Origin of the sequence: Streptococcus mitis, from assembly GCF_008763935.1 — a bacterium.
Classification (GTDB): domain Bacteria; phylum Bacillota; class Bacilli; order Lactobacillales; family Streptococcaceae; genus Streptococcus; species Streptococcus mitis_DB.
Genome location: NZ_VTQF01000002.1, coordinates 345905 through 364741, shown reverse-complemented (window position 1 = coordinate 364741; position 18837 = coordinate 345905). Strand labels below are relative to the sequence as shown.

Here is an 18837-nt window from a genome sequence, read left to right as displayed (position 1 = left end):
GATTACAATTCAGCAAGAATCGCTTTAAGCAAGCCTTTGAAGTCGCCTTTAACACGTTCAGTAACTTCTACAACTTCTTCGTGGTTGAGTTCTTCTTGGAAACCAGCAGCATGGTTAGTAATACATGAAATACCGAGAACTTTCAAACCTGAGTGAGCTGCCACAATAACTTCAGGAACAGTCGACATACCAACTGCATCTGCTCCCAGTGTCTTATAAGCACGGATTTCTGCTGGGGTTTCATAAGTCGGACCAGTTACACCGATATAGACACCTTCATCAAGCTTGATACCAAGTTTCTTAGCCACTTCATGGGCAGTAGCACGGTATTCTGGTGTGTAGGCCTTAGACATATCTGGAAAACGAGGACCAAAATCATCCAAGTTTTCACCCATCAATGGGTTTTGACCTGTCATGTTGATATGGTCTGAGATAGCCATCAAAGTACCAGGCCCATATCCAATACCGCCAGCTGCATTGGTTACAATGACACCTTCACATCCGAGTACTTTCATCACACGAACTGGGAAAGTCACGACCTCAAGAGGATTGCCTTCGTAGAAATGGAAACGACCTTGAAGAGCCAAGACCTTACGACCTGCAAGTTCTCCATATACCAATTTCCCAGCGTGTCCGACTACTGTAGAACGGCCCCAGTTTGGGATATCTGCATAATCTACTACAACTGGATTTTCGATTTCTTCTGCCAGTTCTCCCAGTCCTGATCCAAGGATTAGACCGAACTCAGGCGCTAGGATACCCTTTTCTTTCAGGAAGGCAGCAGTTTCATTGATTTTATCTAAAAATGTCATTGTATGTCTCCTTTATTATTTTTTAGCATTTGACCGATTTTGTCGAAAGTTTTAGCATTACGAATGGTGATGTTGCGATAAAAAGGCATCTTGAGTAAGTATTTGTGATAGGCAGTTGCATAGTAGGATTCCTCAGAGAATTTCCCCCAGAAAATCCCAAGTCTTCCAAAATGAACGATTTCATCTTTCAATTCCAAACTTTCAACTGTCTCAATGACTTGAACAACATCCAATCCCTCAGTGTAAAAGAGGAAATCCTTTCGTGCCAAATCTTTGATCCACCAATCTGGCAGATTATTCAGCTCTTCTTCATAATCTTCCTGACTCAGTAAAGAAAAGCTCTGAATAAATGGATAATAGACTTCAAAGAAAGCCTCTAACTTTTCAATCAATTGGGATTTTGAGTCTGTCGAAGTAAAGAAGATATTGCCACTGTTGATGTAGGTTCTAACCTTTTCCAGCCCTAGCTCTGTCAATTCTTGACGAAGCTCCGCCATGACGACCTTATTCTTGCCACCAACATTGATACCTCTCACCAGCAAAGCATAGCGCGTCATCTTATACCAATTTATCTAAGAAACTTTCCCCAATCATGGCAGTTTCCACACCAAAGTTATCGGCAACAGTCGCTGAGATATCTGCAAAATGTCCGACTGGAATAACACCATTTCCTTTAAAGTCAGGGCTGTAGGCCAACAATGGAATATATTCACGAGTGTGGTCTGTTCCTGCGTAAGTTGGGTCATTTCCATGGTCCGCAGTAATCAAGAGAAGGTCATCCTCTCTCATGGCTGCGATAATTTCAGGTAAGCGTTCATCAAACTCATGCAAGCAATCACGGTAACCGTGAGCATTACGACGGTGGCCGTAAAGGGCATCAAAGTCAACCAAGTTTGTGAAGGAGAATCCTTTTTCAAACTCAGCAAGTCCCATAGTCTTCAATAGTGTATCAATTCCATGGCTGTTTGACTTGTTATGACCCATATCATGGTTGATACCCGCACCGTTAAAGATATCATTGATTTTACCAACAGCGTAAGTATCGATACCAGCTTCATTGAGTTTATCGAGAACAGTTGGTGCAAATGGAGATACGGCCAAGTCACGACGATTTGCTGTACGAGTGAAGTTACCTGGCTCACCGACATATGGACGGGCAATGATGCGACCTAGAAGGGCAGGGCGCTCAAGGGTAATCGAACGAGCGTATTCACAGATACGGTACAATTCGTCCAAAGGAATAATATCTTCGTGGGCAGCAATCTGCAAAACAGGGTCAGCTGAAGTATAGATAATCAACTCTCCAGTTTCCATCTGACGTGGTCCAAAGTCATCGATAACGGCTGTTCCTGAGTAAGGTTTGTTAGCTTCACGAATAACCTTGCGTCCTGAGAATTCTTCGATTTTTGTCAAGATTTCTTCTGGGAATCCATTCCAGAAAGTATCGAAAGGCTCAGTAATGTTGAGTCCCATGATTTCCCAGTGTCCAGTCATAGTATCCTTACCAAGAGATACTTCTTCCAATTTTGTTGCATATCCTGTTGGATTGCTTTCAGCTGGAACAGTCTTAAGAGGAGTTTCACGAGGAATATTCCCCAGACCAATTTTAGCCATGTTTGGGACATTCAAACCAACTGCTTTTGAAATGTGTCCTAATGTGTCAGAAGCACCATCTGGAACTCCTGCATTGACAAAGTTATTAGCATCTGGTGCAGCACCGATTCCTACAGAATCTAATACCACCAAGTGAATACGATTAAATTTTGACATAGTGTATCTCCTTATTATTTTAGTTATCTTGCTTTTGTTGAAGTTAAAATCTGAACTCCGTCTCGTCCAGCAACGATGACCTTATCCACCATTTTGTTGAATAAGCCGTGCTCTACAACACCAACGACATGGTCCAATTCTTGTCCGAAAGTAATTGGATCTTCAATGACATCCAAGGCAAGGTCAATGATAAAATTCTGCATATCCGTCACAAAACGGTGGCCGTCTTTTTCACGGAAACTTGGTTTGTAGCCAGCTCGCTCAAAACGACGAAAAACCTGCTCTGCGCCATACTGAACCACTTCTACTGGCAATTTAAAAGCACCTAGTTTCTCAACCAGCTTGCTTTCATCCACCACCCAAATATATTCTTTTGAGGGCGTTGCGACAACCTTCTCCATCAGAAGAGCACCACCACCACCTTTTATTCCATTAAACTGACTATCCACTTCATCCGCCCCGTCGACTGTCACATCGACAACATCTACTTGGTCAATAGACTTGAGCGGGATATTAAGACCTTCAGCCTGTTTACTAGTCACACTAGAAGTCGTTACAGCTGTAATCTGTAACCCTTCTTCCTTGATCCGACGACCGATTTCTTCTACGAAATAATAGGCAGTAGACCCCGTTCCAAGTCCGACTACCATGCCATCCTTGACAAACTCAGCAGCCTTGATACCTGCCATTTTCTTCAGATTTTCCACTCAAACACCTCCATTAAAGAGCTATTTCTATTATAACATGTATCCGTTTTTATTTCATGGATACACTAGAAAAACCCGAACATTTTTATTTTTATGTCCACCTTGTTTTGGTAGTTAGAATCTTAGTTATGAGAACTTGTAGATAAAAACAGGTCCTATCCAAAAGCAGCAACAGTTGATTTTTTATCATAAAGATGATTAAATAGTTAAGTACAGAAAAGGAGAAATAAGATGAACCCATTAGATTTGTTTAATCAAGTAAAAGAGTTAATCGAAACAAAAGATTTCGAAGCTGCAAAAACATTTGTTGCAGAAAATCAAGAACAGCTTGGAGAATACTTCTCTCAAGCTCAGCAGTTGATTTCTGGTTCTGAAGGTCTAGATGGCCTCGTTGGAAAGATTAAAGGATTTTTCTAAAAATATAAAGGCGCCTGAAACTATCAGGTGCCTTTTTGAGATATTTTTTTCATTATTTCGGGCAGATAAGAGCTGATTTCCGTCGGCAAGACCACATAATGTTCTTGAGATAGTTCTTGGGCTATGGCTGAATGAAGATGAGTCGCTACTGCCACACGTTCGTAGAGACTGGCTTGTCGAAATTGGCCTGCAAATCCTGCAATCATTCCAGCTAGTGTATCTCCCATACCACCAGTCGCCTGATAGGGACCGCCAACCTGTAACTGGTAACAATCAGACTGGCCAGCTTGCCAAATACGAGTAGCTGGACCTTTCTCCACCAAAATTGTTCCTTGAGGGAAAGAAGTTAGGGCATTAGCCGTTGCAGCTTCGTTTTGCTTTTCAATAGCAATACCAGACAGCTTTTCCCATTCTTTTTGGTGAGGAGTTAAGATAAGCTGGTTAGATGGAAACGACAAACTTGTCCTAGCAAGGATGGTTAAGGCCCCTCCGTCTACAATCAAAATCTGATTCTTTTTTAAGCTAGCAAAAATGTGTTTGACTAGATTTTCTCCAAAAGCAGCGTCTCGTAAACCAGGTCCCACTAAGACCACTTCTGCCTTCTCCAATTGCTCTTTTAATAATTGCTGGTCTTGAAGAGAAAAGGCCATAGCCTCAGGTAAATGACTGTGCAAAGCTGGGATATTTCCCCTATCTGTTCCAACAGTCACCAAACCAGCTCCACTTTTAACAGCTGCCAAAGCAGCCATGATGATAGCACCACCATAAGGATAAGTCCCACCCAGCAACAGCAAACGACCATAGTCTCCTTTATGACTGGTGCGAGAACGTTCAATAATGACTTTTTCTAATAATGCTTGCTCAATCACTCTCATCGTTTTTCCTCAACTATCCTTTATCTGATTGTTTTAAAACAACTTGATAGACTTTCTTAGTCCACTCTTCTAAGTCTTCTCCAGCATAGTCAAGATAATACACCCTATCTTGTATTTTGGTTGGAATAATATTTTCAAATTGGCTCTTATTATGAGTTGGAATAATGCAAATATACAACTCACTTAATAAATTAAGCATGTCCTTAATTTTTACAGCATGGTAACCATCAAAAATATAACCAGGAACTTTAATCAAATCTGTATAGATAAAATGAAAACTTACTCCAGGAATAAACTTGTCTTGTAATTCTTTCTCTGAAGGAGCTCGACCTAATAAACGCTCCATCGCTAATCGATAACCAGAACTTGTATTTGACCACCCTAACATGACATAGTCAAAATAATCTATCGGATCCGATGCAGCATTTCTACTATCCAAAACCAACTCCTCAGCATCTCGCCCAAAGGCTTTCACAGCAGATAAAATCTGACCTGTTTTAAAGATAGAAATCGCTACATCTATAGTCGTAGTATGACTACAGTAGTCTGAAGTCACTAACCTCTTATGTAGATCATAAGTCGAGGCTACTCTTTTATCTGTAGGGGTAAATGGTGGCAGAAAGGGATGCTGACAGATGTAATCTAAAATTTCTTTTTTTAAACAAGAATCAGCACACTCAATACTTGTTTGACGTCTATGAAGTTTTTCGTAAGCTATAAATTTAGCAATTTTTTCTAATTCCCACTCTTGAATATTTGGATAATCAATTAGTGCTAAGTAGTATATTCTATCCCATTGTAAACTATATTCTCCATTATAAATTTTTAAAATCATCTAATCACCTCACTCCATTATACAACAAAAAGGAAGCGCATACCTCCTTTTATAAACTTACTTTTAAAATTTTCTCTCCAAAGTCCGAAGGGCTGCCTGATAGGTTTGCTCCATCAGCATGGTAATGGTCATAGGACCAACACCTCCAGGAACTGGCGTGATATGGCTAGCCAGTGGTGCAACCGCCTCATAATCAACATCCCCACAAAGCTTACCATTTTCATCGCGGTTCATCCCTACATCAATGACAACCGCACCTGGTTTGACAAAGTCAGCAGTCACAAACTTGGCACGACCGATTGCGACCACCAGAATATCCGCTTTAGCAGCCACCTTGGCAAGATTATGAGTCCGTGAGTGAGTCAAGGTCACTGTTGCATTCTTGGCCACAAGAAGCTGAGCCATGGGTTTTCCAACGATATTGGAACGACCGATAACAACCGCATTTTTACCTTCTAATTCAATCCCATATTCATGAAACATTTCTATAATTCCTGCAGGCGTAGAAGGAATCATGACTGGATGACCAGACCAGAGGCGTCCCATGTTTAAGGGATGGAAACCATCCACATCCTTTTCTGGGTCAATGGCCAACAAAACTGCTTCTTCATCAATATGTTTTGGTAATGGTAACTGGACCAATATCCCATGCCAAGCTGAATCTTGATTGTATTTGGCAATCAAGTCTAACAATTCCTCTTGAGTAATGGTATCTGGAACTCGCACAACTTCACTACGGAATCCAGCCGCAAGGGCTGACCTCTCCTTGTTACGAACGTAGACTTGGCTGGCAGGGTTGTCCCCAACCAAAATCACTACCAAACCAGGTACTAGCCCCGTTTCTTCCTTTAATCTTTTAGTCTTTTCAGCCAGCTGTCCTTGTAACTTAGCTGCTAGAGCCTTCCCATCAATAATCTGTGTCATATCACTTCTCTTTTCTTTCAAATATCTTCCATTATACCAAAAACTGCTAATCCCCTCTAACACTTCTTTCCTAGGCTATCCTATAGTTTCAAACTATAAGAAAAAGCTCTAGTCGAGCTTTTCATTAATCTATACTTTATATGTAAAGTTAGCTACAAATAGCTCCACAAAACTAACTTATAAAACCTTACTCAAGAAGTCTTTAGTCCGTTGTTCTTGGGTTTGTTCAAAAATCTGTTCAGGTGTTCCATCTTCAACAACCACACCATCTGCCATAAAGATGACACGGTCTGCCACCTCACGAGCAAATCCCATTTCATGTGTTACGATAACCATGGTCATTCCTGACTTGGCTAAGTCTTGCATAACAGCCAACACCTCACCTACCATTTCAGGGTCCAGGGCTGAAGTTGGCTCGTCAAAGAGCAAAACATCAGGTTCCATAGCTAAACCACGCGCAATAGCAATCCGCTGTTGCTGACCACCTGACAAACTCTGTGGATAAGCAGTTGCCTTGTCTGGTAAACCAACTTTTTCCAAAAGTTCCTGAGCTCTCTTCTCTGCAACTTCCTTACTTTCACCTTTGGTCTTGATAGGAGACAAGGTGATATTTTCCATCACAGTCATATTAGGAAAAAGATTAAATTGTTGAAAAACCATGCCCATCTTCTCACGCATAGCAAACAGGTCATTCTTCTTGTCCGTAATATCAACTCCCTCAAAGATAACCTTCCCATTGGTTGCTTCTTCCAACAAATTCATAGAACGAAGCAAGGTAGATTTCCCGCTTCCCGAAGGACCGATGATAACGACAACTTCTCCACGTTTAATCTCGAGGTTGATGCCCTTCAATACTTCATTCTTTCCAAATGATTTATGTAAATTTTCAATTTTTATCAAGGTTTCTGTCATTATTTCTTATCTCCTTGTCCCATACGTTTTTCAAAAGCTTTCAAGGCTACTGTCAAAATAGAAGTCATAATCAAGTAGTAAAAGGCTGCAAATAAAAGTGGTGTTAAAGGTAGATAGGTTGTTGTAGAAACTGTTGTAGCTCCATTCCACAACTCCATAACACCAATAGCTGATAAGAGGGAACTATCCTTGATAATAGTGATAAATTCGTTCCCCAATGCTGGCAAAATATTTTTGATAGCTTGTGGCAAAATCACATAGCGCATCGCATTTTTAGGACGAATCCCTAAAGAATAGGCCGCCTCTAACTGCCCCTTAGGAACCGCATTAATTCCGGCACGAACAGTCTCAGAAACATACGCACCACTGTTCATAGAGATAATCAAAATTCCTGGAATCAGACGAGAAAGATCAACACCCAAAATCCCAACCTGAATAGTCGGAGCATTGATATGCATAAGGGCAAAGGCAATCATAATCTGAACCATCATCGGTGTCCCGCGGAAAATCCAAACGTACAAGTTGGCTAGCCAAACAAGCGGTTTAAACTTTGAACGTTGCCCAAAAGCCAAGACAACACCCAAAATAGTTCCCAAAAAGACAACACAGATAGAAATGAGAACCGTCACAACAGCCCCATAGTTAAAATAAGGTAAATACTTAGGTAAAAAAGAAAAATTCATAGTCACACTGCTTTCTAAAATAGAATACTGTATGATTATAACATCAATTGAATTAAAATTCAAATCTTTTGTCTAATTTATTCAAAAAAACTTTAAGCTAGTAGAATTAGCGAGAAATCTTAGTTTTTTCTAGGCAAGTTGGCCTCCTTTATGGTAAAATAGTAACGATAAGAAATGAAGGAGAATCAAAATGGAATCACATTTGGTTAGAATCATCAACCGCCTTGAAGCAATGGCAAAAGACGGCGGAAATTTAAAACGTAATTTTGAACGCGAAGGAGTTGTTGTTGCAGAAGTTGCATACAGTCACGACGAAGAAAACGGCTCAATCTTTACCCTTCGTGATGTCGAAGCTCGCGAAACTTATACGTTTGATAGCATTGACTTGATTGCAATGGAAATTTACGAACTTCTTTACTAATACAAAACAAGCTGGGATTACACCCTGCATGTCTAACCAAAATCCTTTTTGTCTCACAAATAGGATTTTTTTATAGTCCAAATCCACAAAGTTCTTCATTGTAACAACTTCTCAAAGCTGCAATCTTTTTACTTGCTTTACACCCCAATCCTGTTATAATGAGAGTATAGAAATTTGACTATTTTTGACCATTAAACAGGTCAGGCTAAATAAAGAAATGAGGTAGATGTATGCTTTGTCAAAACTGTAAAATCAATGACTCAACGATTCATCTTTATACCAATCTCAATGGAAAGCAAAAACAAATTGACCTCTGTCAAAACTGCTATAAGATTATCAAGACAGATCCTAACAATAGCCTCTTTAAAGGTATTACGGATCTGAACAATCGTGACTTTGATCCCTTTGGTGATTTCTTCAATGACCTAAACAATTTCAGGCCTTCTAACAATACTCCTCCGACTCCCCCAACCCAATCAGGTGGAGGTTACGGTGGAAATGGCGGTTATGGTTCCCAAAATCGTGGACCTGCTCAAACTCCTCCACCAAGCCAAGAAAAAGGCCTACTGGAAGAATTTGGTATCAACGTAACTGAAATTGCCCGTCGTGGAGATATTGACCCCGTTATTGGGCGCGACGATGAGATTATCCGTGTCATAGAAATTCTCAATCGCAGAACCAAGAATAATCCTGTTCTTATCGGTGAACCAGGTGTCGGAAAAACTGCCGTTGTCGAAGGTCTAGCTCAGAAAATCGTTGATGGCGATGTTCCACATAAACTACAAGGTAAACAAGTCATCCGTCTGGATGTGGTTAGCCTAGTTCAAGGAACGGGTATCCGTGGACAATTTGAAGAACGCATGCAAAAACTCATGGAAGAAATTCGCAAACGTGAGGACATCATCCTCTTTATCGATGAAATCCATGAAATTGTTGGTGCGGGGGCTGCGGGCGATGGCAATATGGATGCAGGGAATATCCTCAAGCCCGCCCTTGCTCGTGGAGAACTGCAATTGGTTGGTGCTACTACCCTCAATGAATACCGTATCATTGAAAAGGATGCAGCTCTAGAGCGTCGTATGCAGCCTGTCAAAGTCGATGAACCAACCGTGGAAGAAACAATCACTATCCTCAAAGGCATTCAAAAGAAATACGAAGACTACCACCACGTTCAGTATACCGATGCTGCAATTGAAGCAGCTGCAACTCTGTCCAATCGCTACATCCAAGATCGCTTCTTGCCTGACAAGGCCATTGACCTCCTAGATGAAGCTGGTTCTAAGATGAACTTGACCTTGAATTTTGTGGATCCTAAAGTAATCGATCAGCGCTTGATTGAGGCTGAAAATCTTAAATCTCAAGCTACACGAGAAGAAGATTTTGAGAAGGCCGCCTACTTCCGTGACCAGATTGCCAAGTATAAGGAAATGCAAAAGAAAAAGGTCACAGACCAAGATACTCCTATCATTAGTGAGAAAACCATTGAGCACATTATCGAGCAGAAAACCAATATTCCTGTTGGTGATTTAAAAGAGAAAGAACAATCTCAACTCATCCATCTAGCCGAAGACCTCAAGTCTCATGTTATTGGACAAGATGATGCTGTCGATAAGATTGCCAAGGCTATTCGCCGTAATCGTGTCGGTCTCGGTACCCCTAACCGCCCAATCGGAAGTTTCCTTTTCGTTGGGCCAACTGGAGTCGGTAAGACAGAACTTTCCAAACAATTAGCTATCGAACTCTTTGGTTCTGCTGACAGCATGATTCGCTTTGATATGAGTGAATATATGGAAAAACACAGTGTGGCGAAATTAGTCGGTGCCCCTCCAGGTTATGTCGGCTATGACGAGGCTGGGCAATTAACTGAAAAAGTCCGCCGCAATCCCTACTCTCTTATTCTCTTGGATGAAGTAGAGAAAGCCCATCCAGATGTCATGCATATGTTCCTCCAGGTCTTGGACGATGGTCGTTTAACAGATGGACAAGGACGTACCGTTAGCTTCAAGGACGCCATCATCATCATGACTTCAAATGCAGGTACAGGTAAGGCAGAAGCTAGCGTTGGATTTGGTGCTGCTAGAGAAGGACGTACCAACTCTGTTCTTGGTGAACTCGGTAACTTCTTTAGCCCAGAGTTTATGAACCGTTTTGATGGTATTATCGAATTTAAGGCTCTCAGCAAAGATAACCTCCTTCAGATTGTCGAGCTTATGCTTGCAGATGTTAACAAACGTCTTTCTAGCAACAACATTCATTTGGATGTAACCGACAAGGTCAAGGAAAAATTGGTTGACCTTGGTTATGATCCAAAAATGGGAGCACGCCCACTTCGTCGTACTATTCAAGACTATATTGAGGACGCAATCACTGACTACTACCTTGAAAATCCAAGCGAAAAAGACCTCAAGGCAGTGATGACCAGCAAGGGTAACATTCAAATCAAATCTGCCAAAAAAGCTGAAGTAAAGACTTCTGAAAAAGAAGTATAAATCCTATAGAAAAGGAGTAGAAAATGAAAATTTTCTGCTCCTTTTTACTAAAATAACTATAAATTCTTGACAGCTCGGCCTTTGTCCATTAAGATAATAATAAAGATAATAGATAATGAGGAAAATGCAATGGCAAATCCAACCTTTGGAGAAAAAAAAGAGAATGTAACCTACCAGCACCGTTATGGCGTATATGCTGTTATCCCTGATGCTGAGGGAAAACAAATTGTTCTTGTTCAAGCACCTAATGGTGCTTGGTTCCTACCAGGTGGTGAAATTGAAGCAGGTGAAAATCATCAAGAAGCACTAAAGCGTGAATTGATTGAAGAACTTGGCTTTACAGCTGAAATTGGTACCTATTACGGACAAGCTGACGAATATTTCTACTCTCGTCACCGTGACACCTACTACTACAATCCTGCCTACCTCTATGAAGCGACTTCTTTCAAAGAAGTGCAAAAGCCACTAGAAGACTTTAATCATATTGCCTGGTTCCCTATTGACAAGGCGATTGAAAATCTCAAACGTGGTAGCCATAAATGGGCTATTGAATCTTGGAAAAAACAGCATAAGATTGACTAAATCAAGCTACTTTATTCAAAAAGTGCTATAATAGAATTAGAAAATCGGAGGAAATGTTATGAAGCTAATCAATACGACAAACTCACACTCGCAACTTGTTAAAAGCCAGCTAGAAAGTACAGATGCAACCCTTGTTGAGGTTTATTCTGCTGGAAATACTGATGTTATTTTTACCCAAGCTCCGCTTCACTATGAAATCCTCATCTCAAACAAACACCGCGCTATCCGCGAACCTGAAATCGAAGCTATTCAAGAATTTTTCTTGAAACGTAAAATTGATAAGGACTCTATTGATGAGGCCAATATCAAAACCCTCTATTCAGAAAAATTAATTGGAATTTCAATTCCGACCAAATAAAATCTTGGAGAGATTTGAAAGCTATTGAACCTTATAGCACAGAGTTGGGTTCTAACTTGCTTTTTAAATCATCTCCATTTTTTTATCTTGAAATCCTATCATTCATGGTTTTATGGCTAACAAAGGAGACAAGCATGGGAGACATGATATATCGAGAGGCAAGACTTGAAGAATACGAAAAAATTGGAAAACTATTAGCCAAGTCTTTTCTTGACTATCCCTTTTTAACGATTATAACTGATGATTTGAAGAAACCTGACTCCTATCCTGCTTTTGTAGAAACATTGCAAATTCTGCTTACTAGAGTCTATATTCAAAAAGGAAACTGTTTAGTTGCGGAACAGGATGGAGAATTACTTGCAGTTGCCTTTTTGCAACAAAAGGATTTCTGTATACTATCCTATCTACGAAATGGTGGGGCAAACATTTTTCGCTACATTCGACCACAAAATCTCCTTAAATACTTTGACTTTGTAAAACGTTCCAAAAAGCATTTAGAAAAATCAGGGGAGTTTGATTGGTATTTGATGGCTTTAGCTGTCAATATAGAAAGTAAGGGGCGTGGAATAGGCAGTACTTTTCTGACACAAGGGATTGAACCTTATGTCAAATCAAAAGGCTGTAAACACTTGGGCCTCATTACCAGCACAGCAAGAAATGCCTCATTCTACGAAAAAAACGATTATGTATTTCTGGACCATATGGACTTAGAATACGGTTCAAGATCAATTGGTAACTGGGCATTTTTAAAAACAATAAATAAATAAATAAATAAAAAAGATTTGGTGCTGCTTATCACAGAACCAAATCTTTTTTATTATGTTAGAAACGAATCGTCTCACGTGTTTTTTCGTATGAAGAGACAAAACGGTTGGTTACACCTGGTTCTGCAACTTCCAAAGCTTGCGAAATCTTATCAAATGAAGCATGATAATCAAATTCTTTTTCAAAAATTTCTAATGATTCATTAAAGGCTTCTTGAATTCGTTCATCAAATGAGCGGTAACGGTTCGAATACTGTAGTAATTGTTCTGTCAATGTTGCATATTGAACAATATTATAGGTTTCTTCTTCAAGTGCTTCCATACTATTTGTTGTAATTTCAAGCATACGGTTCACAGCTTCAATATTGACCTGGGCTTCTTCTAGTTCAGCCATCAACTCTTCAGTATGGTTACTTGCTGTAAAGAACAACTGTAAGAAATTCTGAGGAATACCTGGAAGATTACGTTTTTCCATATATCTCTTAATTGTGTGAAGACGATTAACATAAACATTTGCCTTCTGGCGAGCATTGATATCATCTTTTTCAATCTGAGCAAGGCGTTGACTAACCGCAACTTGTTCATCTTCAATTTCCTTCAAAGTCGCTTGTAAGTTTTCCAAACGATCTTCAAGGAATGAATAAGGTTCAGAATGTTCCTCTTGTTCAGAAGTTAGTTCCAATACAGATTCTTCTAAAGATTCTAACTCAGCTTGTAATCTATGAACATGACTAACATCCGTTTCAGATAGTAGGTAATTGTTACTCAATCGTTGAATATCTTCCACTAAAACAGCATTACTATCTTTCATGTGTTTCAAATATGTAGGAAGGGTTGCAACTAAGCCTTCAACTACTTTTTGAGCGGCGATTTCTCGTGTAAAGATATCATAGAGTGCATTGATTTCTTCTTGAACTTGAGTATTTTCATACTCAGCATTATCCAACTCTAATTGTGCAATATTTTCGTGGTTTTTCTTCAAAGCTTCATAAAGCAATTGGAAGCGAGATTCAATATCCGTTTCAGCAAAATGATAGTTAGCGTCTAAAAGCTTACGGTAACCGTCTTCCAAATCTTCCAATTGATCAGGTAGCTCTTTAGATAATGTTTTTACAATCTCTGGCAGGCGGTCAACAATGTGACTCAAAGCCAAGATATGATTTTCAGCATTATCCAAAATTACAGCAGCTTCTACTGGGTCACCTGAAGTATTTAAAGTAACAAACTGAGAAAACTCTGATTGGATATTTTCCAATTGTTTTTCGATTTCAGATAAACCTTGGCCATATTCTTCAGAATGATCAGCAACTCTGTGTTGTAACTCTTCAAACAAATCCAAGGTATGAAGAACACGACCGCTGTTTTTAGATTCTTGTTTCTCCAAATCTGCCAAGGCATTGCGAATTGCCGCAATATCTTCTTCAATCAAGGTAATTTGGCTCTCGATTTGGTCAATTTGATGACTAGCCTTAAAAAAACGGAATGAATTGTTATAACCTTCTGCCTCGAAAAGATTATTTTCGATATCGGCAAAAGAGTTAAGAGATAGGTCAACCCATTTTTGGTTCCATTCACGGAAAGTCACTTGACTTTGTCCAATCAAGTGCATATTTTTTACAGCTTCAACTTCATCATTAACTGGAAGATTGTACAGCTCTTCTTTTTTCTCTTCTAAAATTGCTAATTTACTTTCATTGCGTTTCCGTACATAAATTGCTATAGCATATGAAATCAGCAATATAATTGCAATTGCAATTATAAGATATACTACTAGACTACCAGACATATTAAACTCCTTTTTAACTTGAAACAATCGTAATGATTATATCATATTTTTTAGACCAAGGGAACTACTTCTCCCGATTTTTTAGACATCAAGTGTACTATAGACGGCATTTTCTTCGATAAATTCACGACGAGGCTCTACTCGATCCCCCATCAACATATCAAAGATTTTATCTGCTTCTGCAGCATCGTCCACAGAAACTCTTGCCATTAAGCGATGTTCGGGATCCATGGTTGTTTCCCACAACTGGTGATCATCCATTTCACCCAAACCTTTATAACGCTGAATGGTTGGTTTGGCACGTCCTTCACTATGGCGGGCCAAGGCTTCTTGGAGTTTAATTTCTTGATCCGCTCCTGGCTGGATATATTCTTTAATCTCGCTTCCAACCTTGACACCATAGATTGGAGGTTGGGCAATATAAACATAACCAGCTTCTAGTATTGGTTTCATATAACGATAAATCAAGGTTAGAAGAAGAGTACGAATATGGGCTCCATCGACATCGGCATCGGTCATCAAAACGAGCTTTTGGTAACGGGCTTTTGAAACATCGAATTCTGCACCAAATCCAGTTCCCATCGCTGTGAAAAGACTACGAATTTCTTCATTAGCAAGAATCTTATCCATACTTGCTTTTTCAACGTTCAAAATCTTACCGCGAATTGGAAGGATAGCCTGGAACTCACGGTTACGACCAGATTTGGCTGATCCACCCGCTGAGTCTCCTTCGACGATAAAGAGTTCTGTTTCAGCAGGATTGTTAGAAGAACAGTCTGCTAGTTTCCCTGGAAGGTTGGAAATTTCCAAACCAGATTTTTTACGGGTAACTTCACGCGCACGCTTTGCAGCCACACGAGCCTTGGCAGCTAAAATCCCTTTTTCCACGATGCGCTTTGCAATCTGCGGATTTTCCATGAGAAAATCAGAGAAAGCATCGCTGAAAAGACGATTGGTAATCTTAACCACTTCACTATTTCCCAATTTGGTCTTTGTTTGTCCTTCAAACTGTGGATTTGGGTGTTTAACTGAGATAACTGCAGTTAATCCTTCACGAACATCTTCTCCTGTCAGGTTGTCTTCATTATCTTTAAGCAACTTATTCTTACGAGCATAATCGTTAATAACACGAGTCAGTGCTGTACGGAAACCTTGCTCATGCGTACCACCTTCATGGGTGTGAATGTTATTGGCGAAACTCATGACATTCTCATGGTAACCCGTTGTGTACTGCATGGCTACTTCAACGGTAATATCATCCATCTCACCATCTGTGTAGATTGGTGTATCAAAAATCACATCCTTGTTCTCGTTGATATATTCAACGTAACTAGCAATCCCACCTTCATAGTGGTAATGCTTGGTTTGTTCAAGACCTTCGCGCTTATCTGTGATGGAGATTTGAAGACCGCGATTTAGAAAGGCCAACTCTTGAATCCGTTTATTTAATTTATCGAAATCAAAGGTTGTTGTTTCAGTGAAAATTTCTGGATCCGGTGTAAAGTGAACTGTTGTTCCAGTCTTATCCGTATCTCCAACCACCTCAAGGTCTGCGACAACATGACCACGACGGTATTCTTGGTAATGAATTTTACCATTTTTGTGGACATGAACGTCTAATTGAGTTGAAAGGGCGTTAACAACTGAGGACCCCACTCCGTGAAGACCACCTGAGACCTTATATCCGCCACCGCCAAACTTTCCTCCAGCGTGAAGAACAGTAAAGACAGTCTCAACGGCAGGTCGACCTGTTTTTTCCTGAATATCGACTGGGATCCCACGTCCATCATCAACAACTGTAATCGAATTATCTGGCTCAATAAAGACTTGAATATGGCTAGCAAATCCTGCCAAGGCCTCGTCAATTGAGTTATCAACAATTTCCCAGACTAGATGGTGAAGACCTTCCTTTGAGGTTGATCCGATATACATCCCTGGACGCATACGAACAGCCTCTAAGCCCTCTAAAACTTGAATTTGACTGGCATCATAATCTTGTGCCTGCAGATTTTTGATTTCTTCTGTCATCTTATTCCTTTTTCTTACATGTCTAATACTTGTCTTAAATTCACGATACTGGTAAACAAGTGGGTATCTAGTCCTGCAGCTTGACCTGCTTCGATATCAATAGGACGATCACCAATTACAAGACCAGAGCTAATCTGATACTTTTCTCTTAAATAAAGCATGGACTCAGGATTTGGTTTTCTCTTAAAGCCTGAGTTAGAAGTCACCACTTCTGTAAAATAAACTGCTATAGAGGTTTTTTCTAAAATTTCCAAGACTTGATTATTTCGGTGAGAGACCAAAAAATGACGGCCACCTTGATTTGAGATATCTTTCAATAAATCAGAAACTCCATCAAACAAAATCGGGTGTTCAAGCTCTCTGGCTTCATTTTCCTTGTACTTTTCTAAAAAATTCTCTAAGTTGGGAGCGAATGTCTCAATCGCAAAATCAGTAGAAACCTTTAAAGCCTGATAGACACTGTCATGGTCTTGTGTGATACCATACAGTGCCAATGTTTCAACAAAGGCAGCTGTTGAAGTTTCGTAATTATCTAGTAAAGTTCCACCTAAATCCCAGATATAATCGTGATATTTCATAGCTTTCATTATACCATTTTTTCCTTAAAAAAGCGATGATTTCCCTGAGTTTTCCACATAAAAAAACGAGAGTTTGACTCCCGTTTTACTGATTTTTACCAAAGACATCTCGATAGAGCATTCCTGTTCGTAAAGTCTCTGCGTCTCCTCCTAATTGCTCTACCAGCTCGTAGGCAAAGGCAAGGGCTGTTGAAGGGCCTCGACTGGTTGTCAATTGACCATCTACCACTACTGTTTCCTTGACGTAGTGACCATCAAGAATTTGCTCTTGAACACCGTCATAACAAGTGTACTGCTTGTTTTTCAATAGCTCTGCTTGATTGAGGGCAATTGGTGCAGCACAAATGGCTGCCAGTTTCTTCCCTTCTTGCTCGAAGCTTTGCAATTCTTGAATCAAGGCCTGATTATCGCGTAAATGTGCAGAACCAGGCATCCCTCCAGGAAGAACAATCATATCATAGTCTGATAAATCGCCATCAAAGACACGATCTGCTCTGACTTGGATTGCATGCGAACCAGTCACTTGCTCTTCAAAACCAACCATATCACAAGTAATATTTGCACGACGCAAGACATCTACAACTGTCAAAGCTTCAATTTCTTCAAAGCCTTGAGCTAACATAACTGCTACTTTTACCATGATTTTCTCCTTATTTGATTTGTTTTAATACAACCTTTTTCCGTTTGAATGAAACTTTTCCGCTCTTTTCTTCAGCTAGATTTGTCTGGTAACTCATCGATAAAAGCAAGCCAACGCCAATCAAGTTACTGATAATAGCCGATCCTCCTTGCGAAATAAAAGGCAAGGGAATCCCAGTCAAAGGAAGCAAACCTGTCACGGCACCGATATTCTCAAAGATATGGAAGAGCAACATCATAATCAAACCTGTGGAAATATAGGTATAGAACTGGTTATTTGATCTAAGAGTAATCTTCAACATACGGTAAATCAGCATGAGATAAAGGGCGATAACAAGGACTGAGCCAATAAAGCCAAAATCTTCTGCAATGACCGTGAAAATCATATCAGACTCTCTAACTGGAATAAGCAGATTAGAAGCATTAAACCCTTGTCCAAATAAGCCACCGCTTCCAATGGCAATCTGTCCTTGAGCCTGTTGGTAAGTGGTTGTTTGGGCAAAGTCAAATGGATTGAGCCAAGCCAAAATACGGTTAATTTGGTAGGTCGGCATTCCCAGTTGATGGAGAAAAGCCCGGCCGTCCTTGCTGATAAAAATAGCTAAGAAACCAGCAATTCCTGTTACAGCAGTCACAAAAACTGGGATAATAATTTTCCAAGAAACTCCTGATAGCAAGACGATTCCTGAGAAAATGGCTACAAAAACCAAAGCCGTCCCTAAGTCACTTTGAAGTGCCAAAAGAACTAGGACTGGAATGGTAAAGAGAATCATCCAGAAAATCAACAAGAAGTCCAGCGGAACTGTACGTCTCCATTCCTTATGTTTTTTTGTAAATTGGACAATCACACGAGCCAACATGAGGATATAGGATATCTTCATAAATTCTGACGGCTGGAACAAGGTAACACCATTTACCGATACCCAGTTTTTGGCACCCGTTGATGCAACTAAGCTTGGATTATAAAAGACAATCGGCAAGACCATAAGTCCCAAGCCTAAAATATACAGAAAAGGAGTCACCTTCCAAAGAAATTCTGTATTAAAGAGCATGACGACAAAACCAATCACAAGCCCCAAGGCAATCCAGGCGACCTGCTGCCCTAAAATGGGCAGAATATTATTTGGATAATCATGACTAACAGCTATATAGATAGCCACCACGCCAATAACCAGTAGAAAAAATACTGGCAAGAGCAAACTATAATCGACTCTAGAGTCGAGAGAACGTTTCATATATACTAACCTTATACCTTCA

At 40.0% G+C, this 18837-nt stretch carries 20 protein-coding genes; 6 read left to right on the top strand and 14 right to left on the bottom strand.

The window, feature by feature from the left end:
* Positions 1 to 2 precede the first annotated feature (2 nt).
* From F9B91_RS04570 to rpiA, 4 genes are read right to left on the bottom strand one after another with little or no spacing between them, the layout of a single operon-like run.
* Complete coding sequence (locus F9B91_RS04570; protein WP_150922622.1) at positions 3 to 812, bottom strand: purine-nucleoside phosphorylase; 810 nt, start codon at positions 810 to 812, stop codon at positions 3 to 5.
* Complete coding sequence (locus F9B91_RS04565) at positions 809 to 1369, bottom strand: DUF1697 domain-containing protein (protein ID WP_150922621.1); 561 nt, start codon at positions 1367 to 1369, stop codon at positions 809 to 811. Before F9B91_RS04565 ends, F9B91_RS04570 begins: the two co-directional genes overlap by 4 nt.
* Position 1370: 1 nt before the next feature.
* Positions 1371 to 2582: a phosphopentomutase gene (locus tag F9B91_RS04560; RefSeq protein ID WP_150922620.1), complete on the bottom strand. Its 1212-nt coding sequence runs from the start codon at positions 2580 to 2582 to the stop codon at positions 1371 to 1373.
* Between the two features lie 23 nt (positions 2583 to 2605).
* The gene (gene rpiA / locus F9B91_RS04555) at positions 2606 to 3289 is read right to left on the bottom strand and encodes a ribose-5-phosphate isomerase RpiA (RefSeq protein ID WP_150922619.1); all 684 of its coding nucleotides are present in this window, start codon (positions 3287 to 3289) and stop codon (positions 2606 to 2608) included.
* A 231-nt stretch (positions 3290 to 3520) separates the two neighbouring features.
* On the opposite strand from rpiA, the gene F9B91_RS04550 reads away from it, so the two are divergent.
* Positions 3521 to 3706, top strand: a complete 186-nt coding sequence (locus F9B91_RS04550) for a hypothetical protein (RefSeq protein WP_001068558.1) — start codon at positions 3521 to 3523, stop codon at positions 3704 to 3706.
* A 23-nt stretch (positions 3707 to 3729) separates the two neighbouring features.
* On the opposite strand, the gene F9B91_RS04545 is transcribed toward F9B91_RS04550, so the two are convergent.
* The 5 genes from F9B91_RS04545 to F9B91_RS04525 form a co-directional block, all read right to left on the bottom strand.
* The gene (locus F9B91_RS04545) at positions 3730 to 4581 is read right to left on the bottom strand and encodes an NAD(P)H-hydrate dehydratase (RefSeq protein ID WP_150922618.1); all 852 of its coding nucleotides are present in this window, start codon (positions 4579 to 4581) and stop codon (positions 3730 to 3732) included.
* A 13-nt stretch (positions 4582 to 4594) separates the two neighbouring features.
* Complete coding sequence (locus tag F9B91_RS04540; RefSeq protein ID WP_045611388.1) at positions 4595 to 5416, bottom strand: hypothetical protein; 822 nt, start codon at positions 5414 to 5416, stop codon at positions 4595 to 4597.
* A gap of 63 nt (positions 5417 to 5479) precedes the next feature.
* The gene (locus F9B91_RS04535; protein WP_191962413.1) at positions 5480 to 6340 is read right to left on the bottom strand and encodes a bifunctional methylenetetrahydrofolate dehydrogenase/methenyltetrahydrofolate cyclohydrolase; all 861 of its coding nucleotides are present in this window, start codon (positions 6338 to 6340) and stop codon (positions 5480 to 5482) included.
* 177 nt (positions 6341 to 6517) lie between these two features.
* The gene (locus F9B91_RS04530; protein ID WP_084929995.1) at positions 6518 to 7252 is read right to left on the bottom strand and encodes an amino acid ABC transporter ATP-binding protein; all 735 of its coding nucleotides are present in this window, start codon (positions 7250 to 7252) and stop codon (positions 6518 to 6520) included.
* Complete coding sequence (locus F9B91_RS04525) at positions 7252 to 7935, bottom strand: amino acid ABC transporter permease (protein WP_001011642.1); 684 nt, start codon at positions 7933 to 7935, stop codon at positions 7252 to 7254. The genes F9B91_RS04530 and F9B91_RS04525 overlap by 1 nt, the downstream gene beginning before the upstream one ends.
* Positions 7936 to 8125: 190 nt before the next feature.
* Here F9B91_RS04525 and F9B91_RS04520 point away from each other — a divergent pair, with 190 nt between their 5' ends.
* The 5 genes from F9B91_RS04520 to F9B91_RS04495 all read left to right on the top strand — a co-directional run bounded on the left by F9B91_RS04520 (position 8126) and on the right by F9B91_RS04495 (position 12552).
* Positions 8126 to 8356, top strand: coding sequence for a DUF1797 family protein (locus F9B91_RS04520; RefSeq protein WP_000443570.1), 231 nt, complete (start codon positions 8126 to 8128; stop codon positions 8354 to 8356).
* A 230-nt stretch (positions 8357 to 8586) separates the two neighbouring features.
* The gene (locus F9B91_RS04510; protein WP_150922616.1) at positions 8587 to 10845 is read left to right on the top strand and encodes an ATP-dependent Clp protease ATP-binding subunit; all 2259 of its coding nucleotides are present in this window, start codon (positions 8587 to 8589) and stop codon (positions 10843 to 10845) included.
* Positions 10846 to 10974: 129 nt separating this feature from the next.
* Positions 10975 to 11427, top strand: a complete 453-nt coding sequence (locus tag F9B91_RS04505) for an NUDIX hydrolase (RefSeq protein WP_049515691.1) — start codon at positions 10975 to 10977, stop codon at positions 11425 to 11427.
* Between the two features lie 58 nt (positions 11428 to 11485).
* Positions 11486 to 11785, top strand: coding sequence for a DUF1827 family protein (locus F9B91_RS04500; protein WP_000767189.1), 300 nt, complete (start codon positions 11486 to 11488; stop codon positions 11783 to 11785).
* 134 nt (positions 11786 to 11919) lie between these two features.
* Positions 11920 to 12552, top strand: coding sequence for a GNAT family N-acetyltransferase (locus F9B91_RS04495; RefSeq protein WP_150922660.1), 633 nt, complete (start codon positions 11920 to 11922; stop codon positions 12550 to 12552).
* Positions 12553 to 12607: 55 nt separating this feature from the next.
* Here the strand turns inward: F9B91_RS04495 and ezrA are convergent, their stop codons facing one another.
* The 5 genes from ezrA to F9B91_RS04470 form a co-directional block, all read right to left on the bottom strand.
* Entirely contained in the window at positions 12608 to 14335 is a 1728-nt protein-coding gene (ezrA, locus tag F9B91_RS04490) for a septation ring formation regulator EzrA (protein ID WP_150922615.1), read from the bottom strand.
* An 81-nt stretch (positions 14336 to 14416) separates the two neighbouring features.
* Positions 14417 to 16363 (bottom strand): DNA topoisomerase (ATP-hydrolyzing) subunit B, encoded by a 1947-nt coding sequence (gene gyrB / locus F9B91_RS04485; RefSeq protein WP_000134057.1) that lies wholly within the window; start codon positions 16361 to 16363, stop codon positions 14417 to 14419.
* 14 nt (positions 16364 to 16377) lie between these two features.
* Positions 16378 to 16941: an HAD family hydrolase gene (locus tag F9B91_RS04480; protein ID WP_185757728.1), complete on the bottom strand. Its 564-nt coding sequence runs from the start codon at positions 16939 to 16941 to the stop codon at positions 16378 to 16380.
* A gap of 85 nt (positions 16942 to 17026) precedes the next feature.
* Positions 17027 to 17581, bottom strand: coding sequence for a DJ-1 family glyoxalase III (locus F9B91_RS04475; RefSeq protein WP_125454544.1), 555 nt, complete (start codon positions 17579 to 17581; stop codon positions 17027 to 17029).
* A gap of 10 nt (positions 17582 to 17591) precedes the next feature.
* Positions 17592 to 18815, bottom strand: coding sequence for an FtsW/RodA/SpoVE family cell cycle protein (locus tag F9B91_RS04470; RefSeq protein WP_150922614.1), 1224 nt, complete (start codon positions 18813 to 18815; stop codon positions 17592 to 17594).
* Positions 18816 to 18837 lie beyond the last annotated feature (22 nt).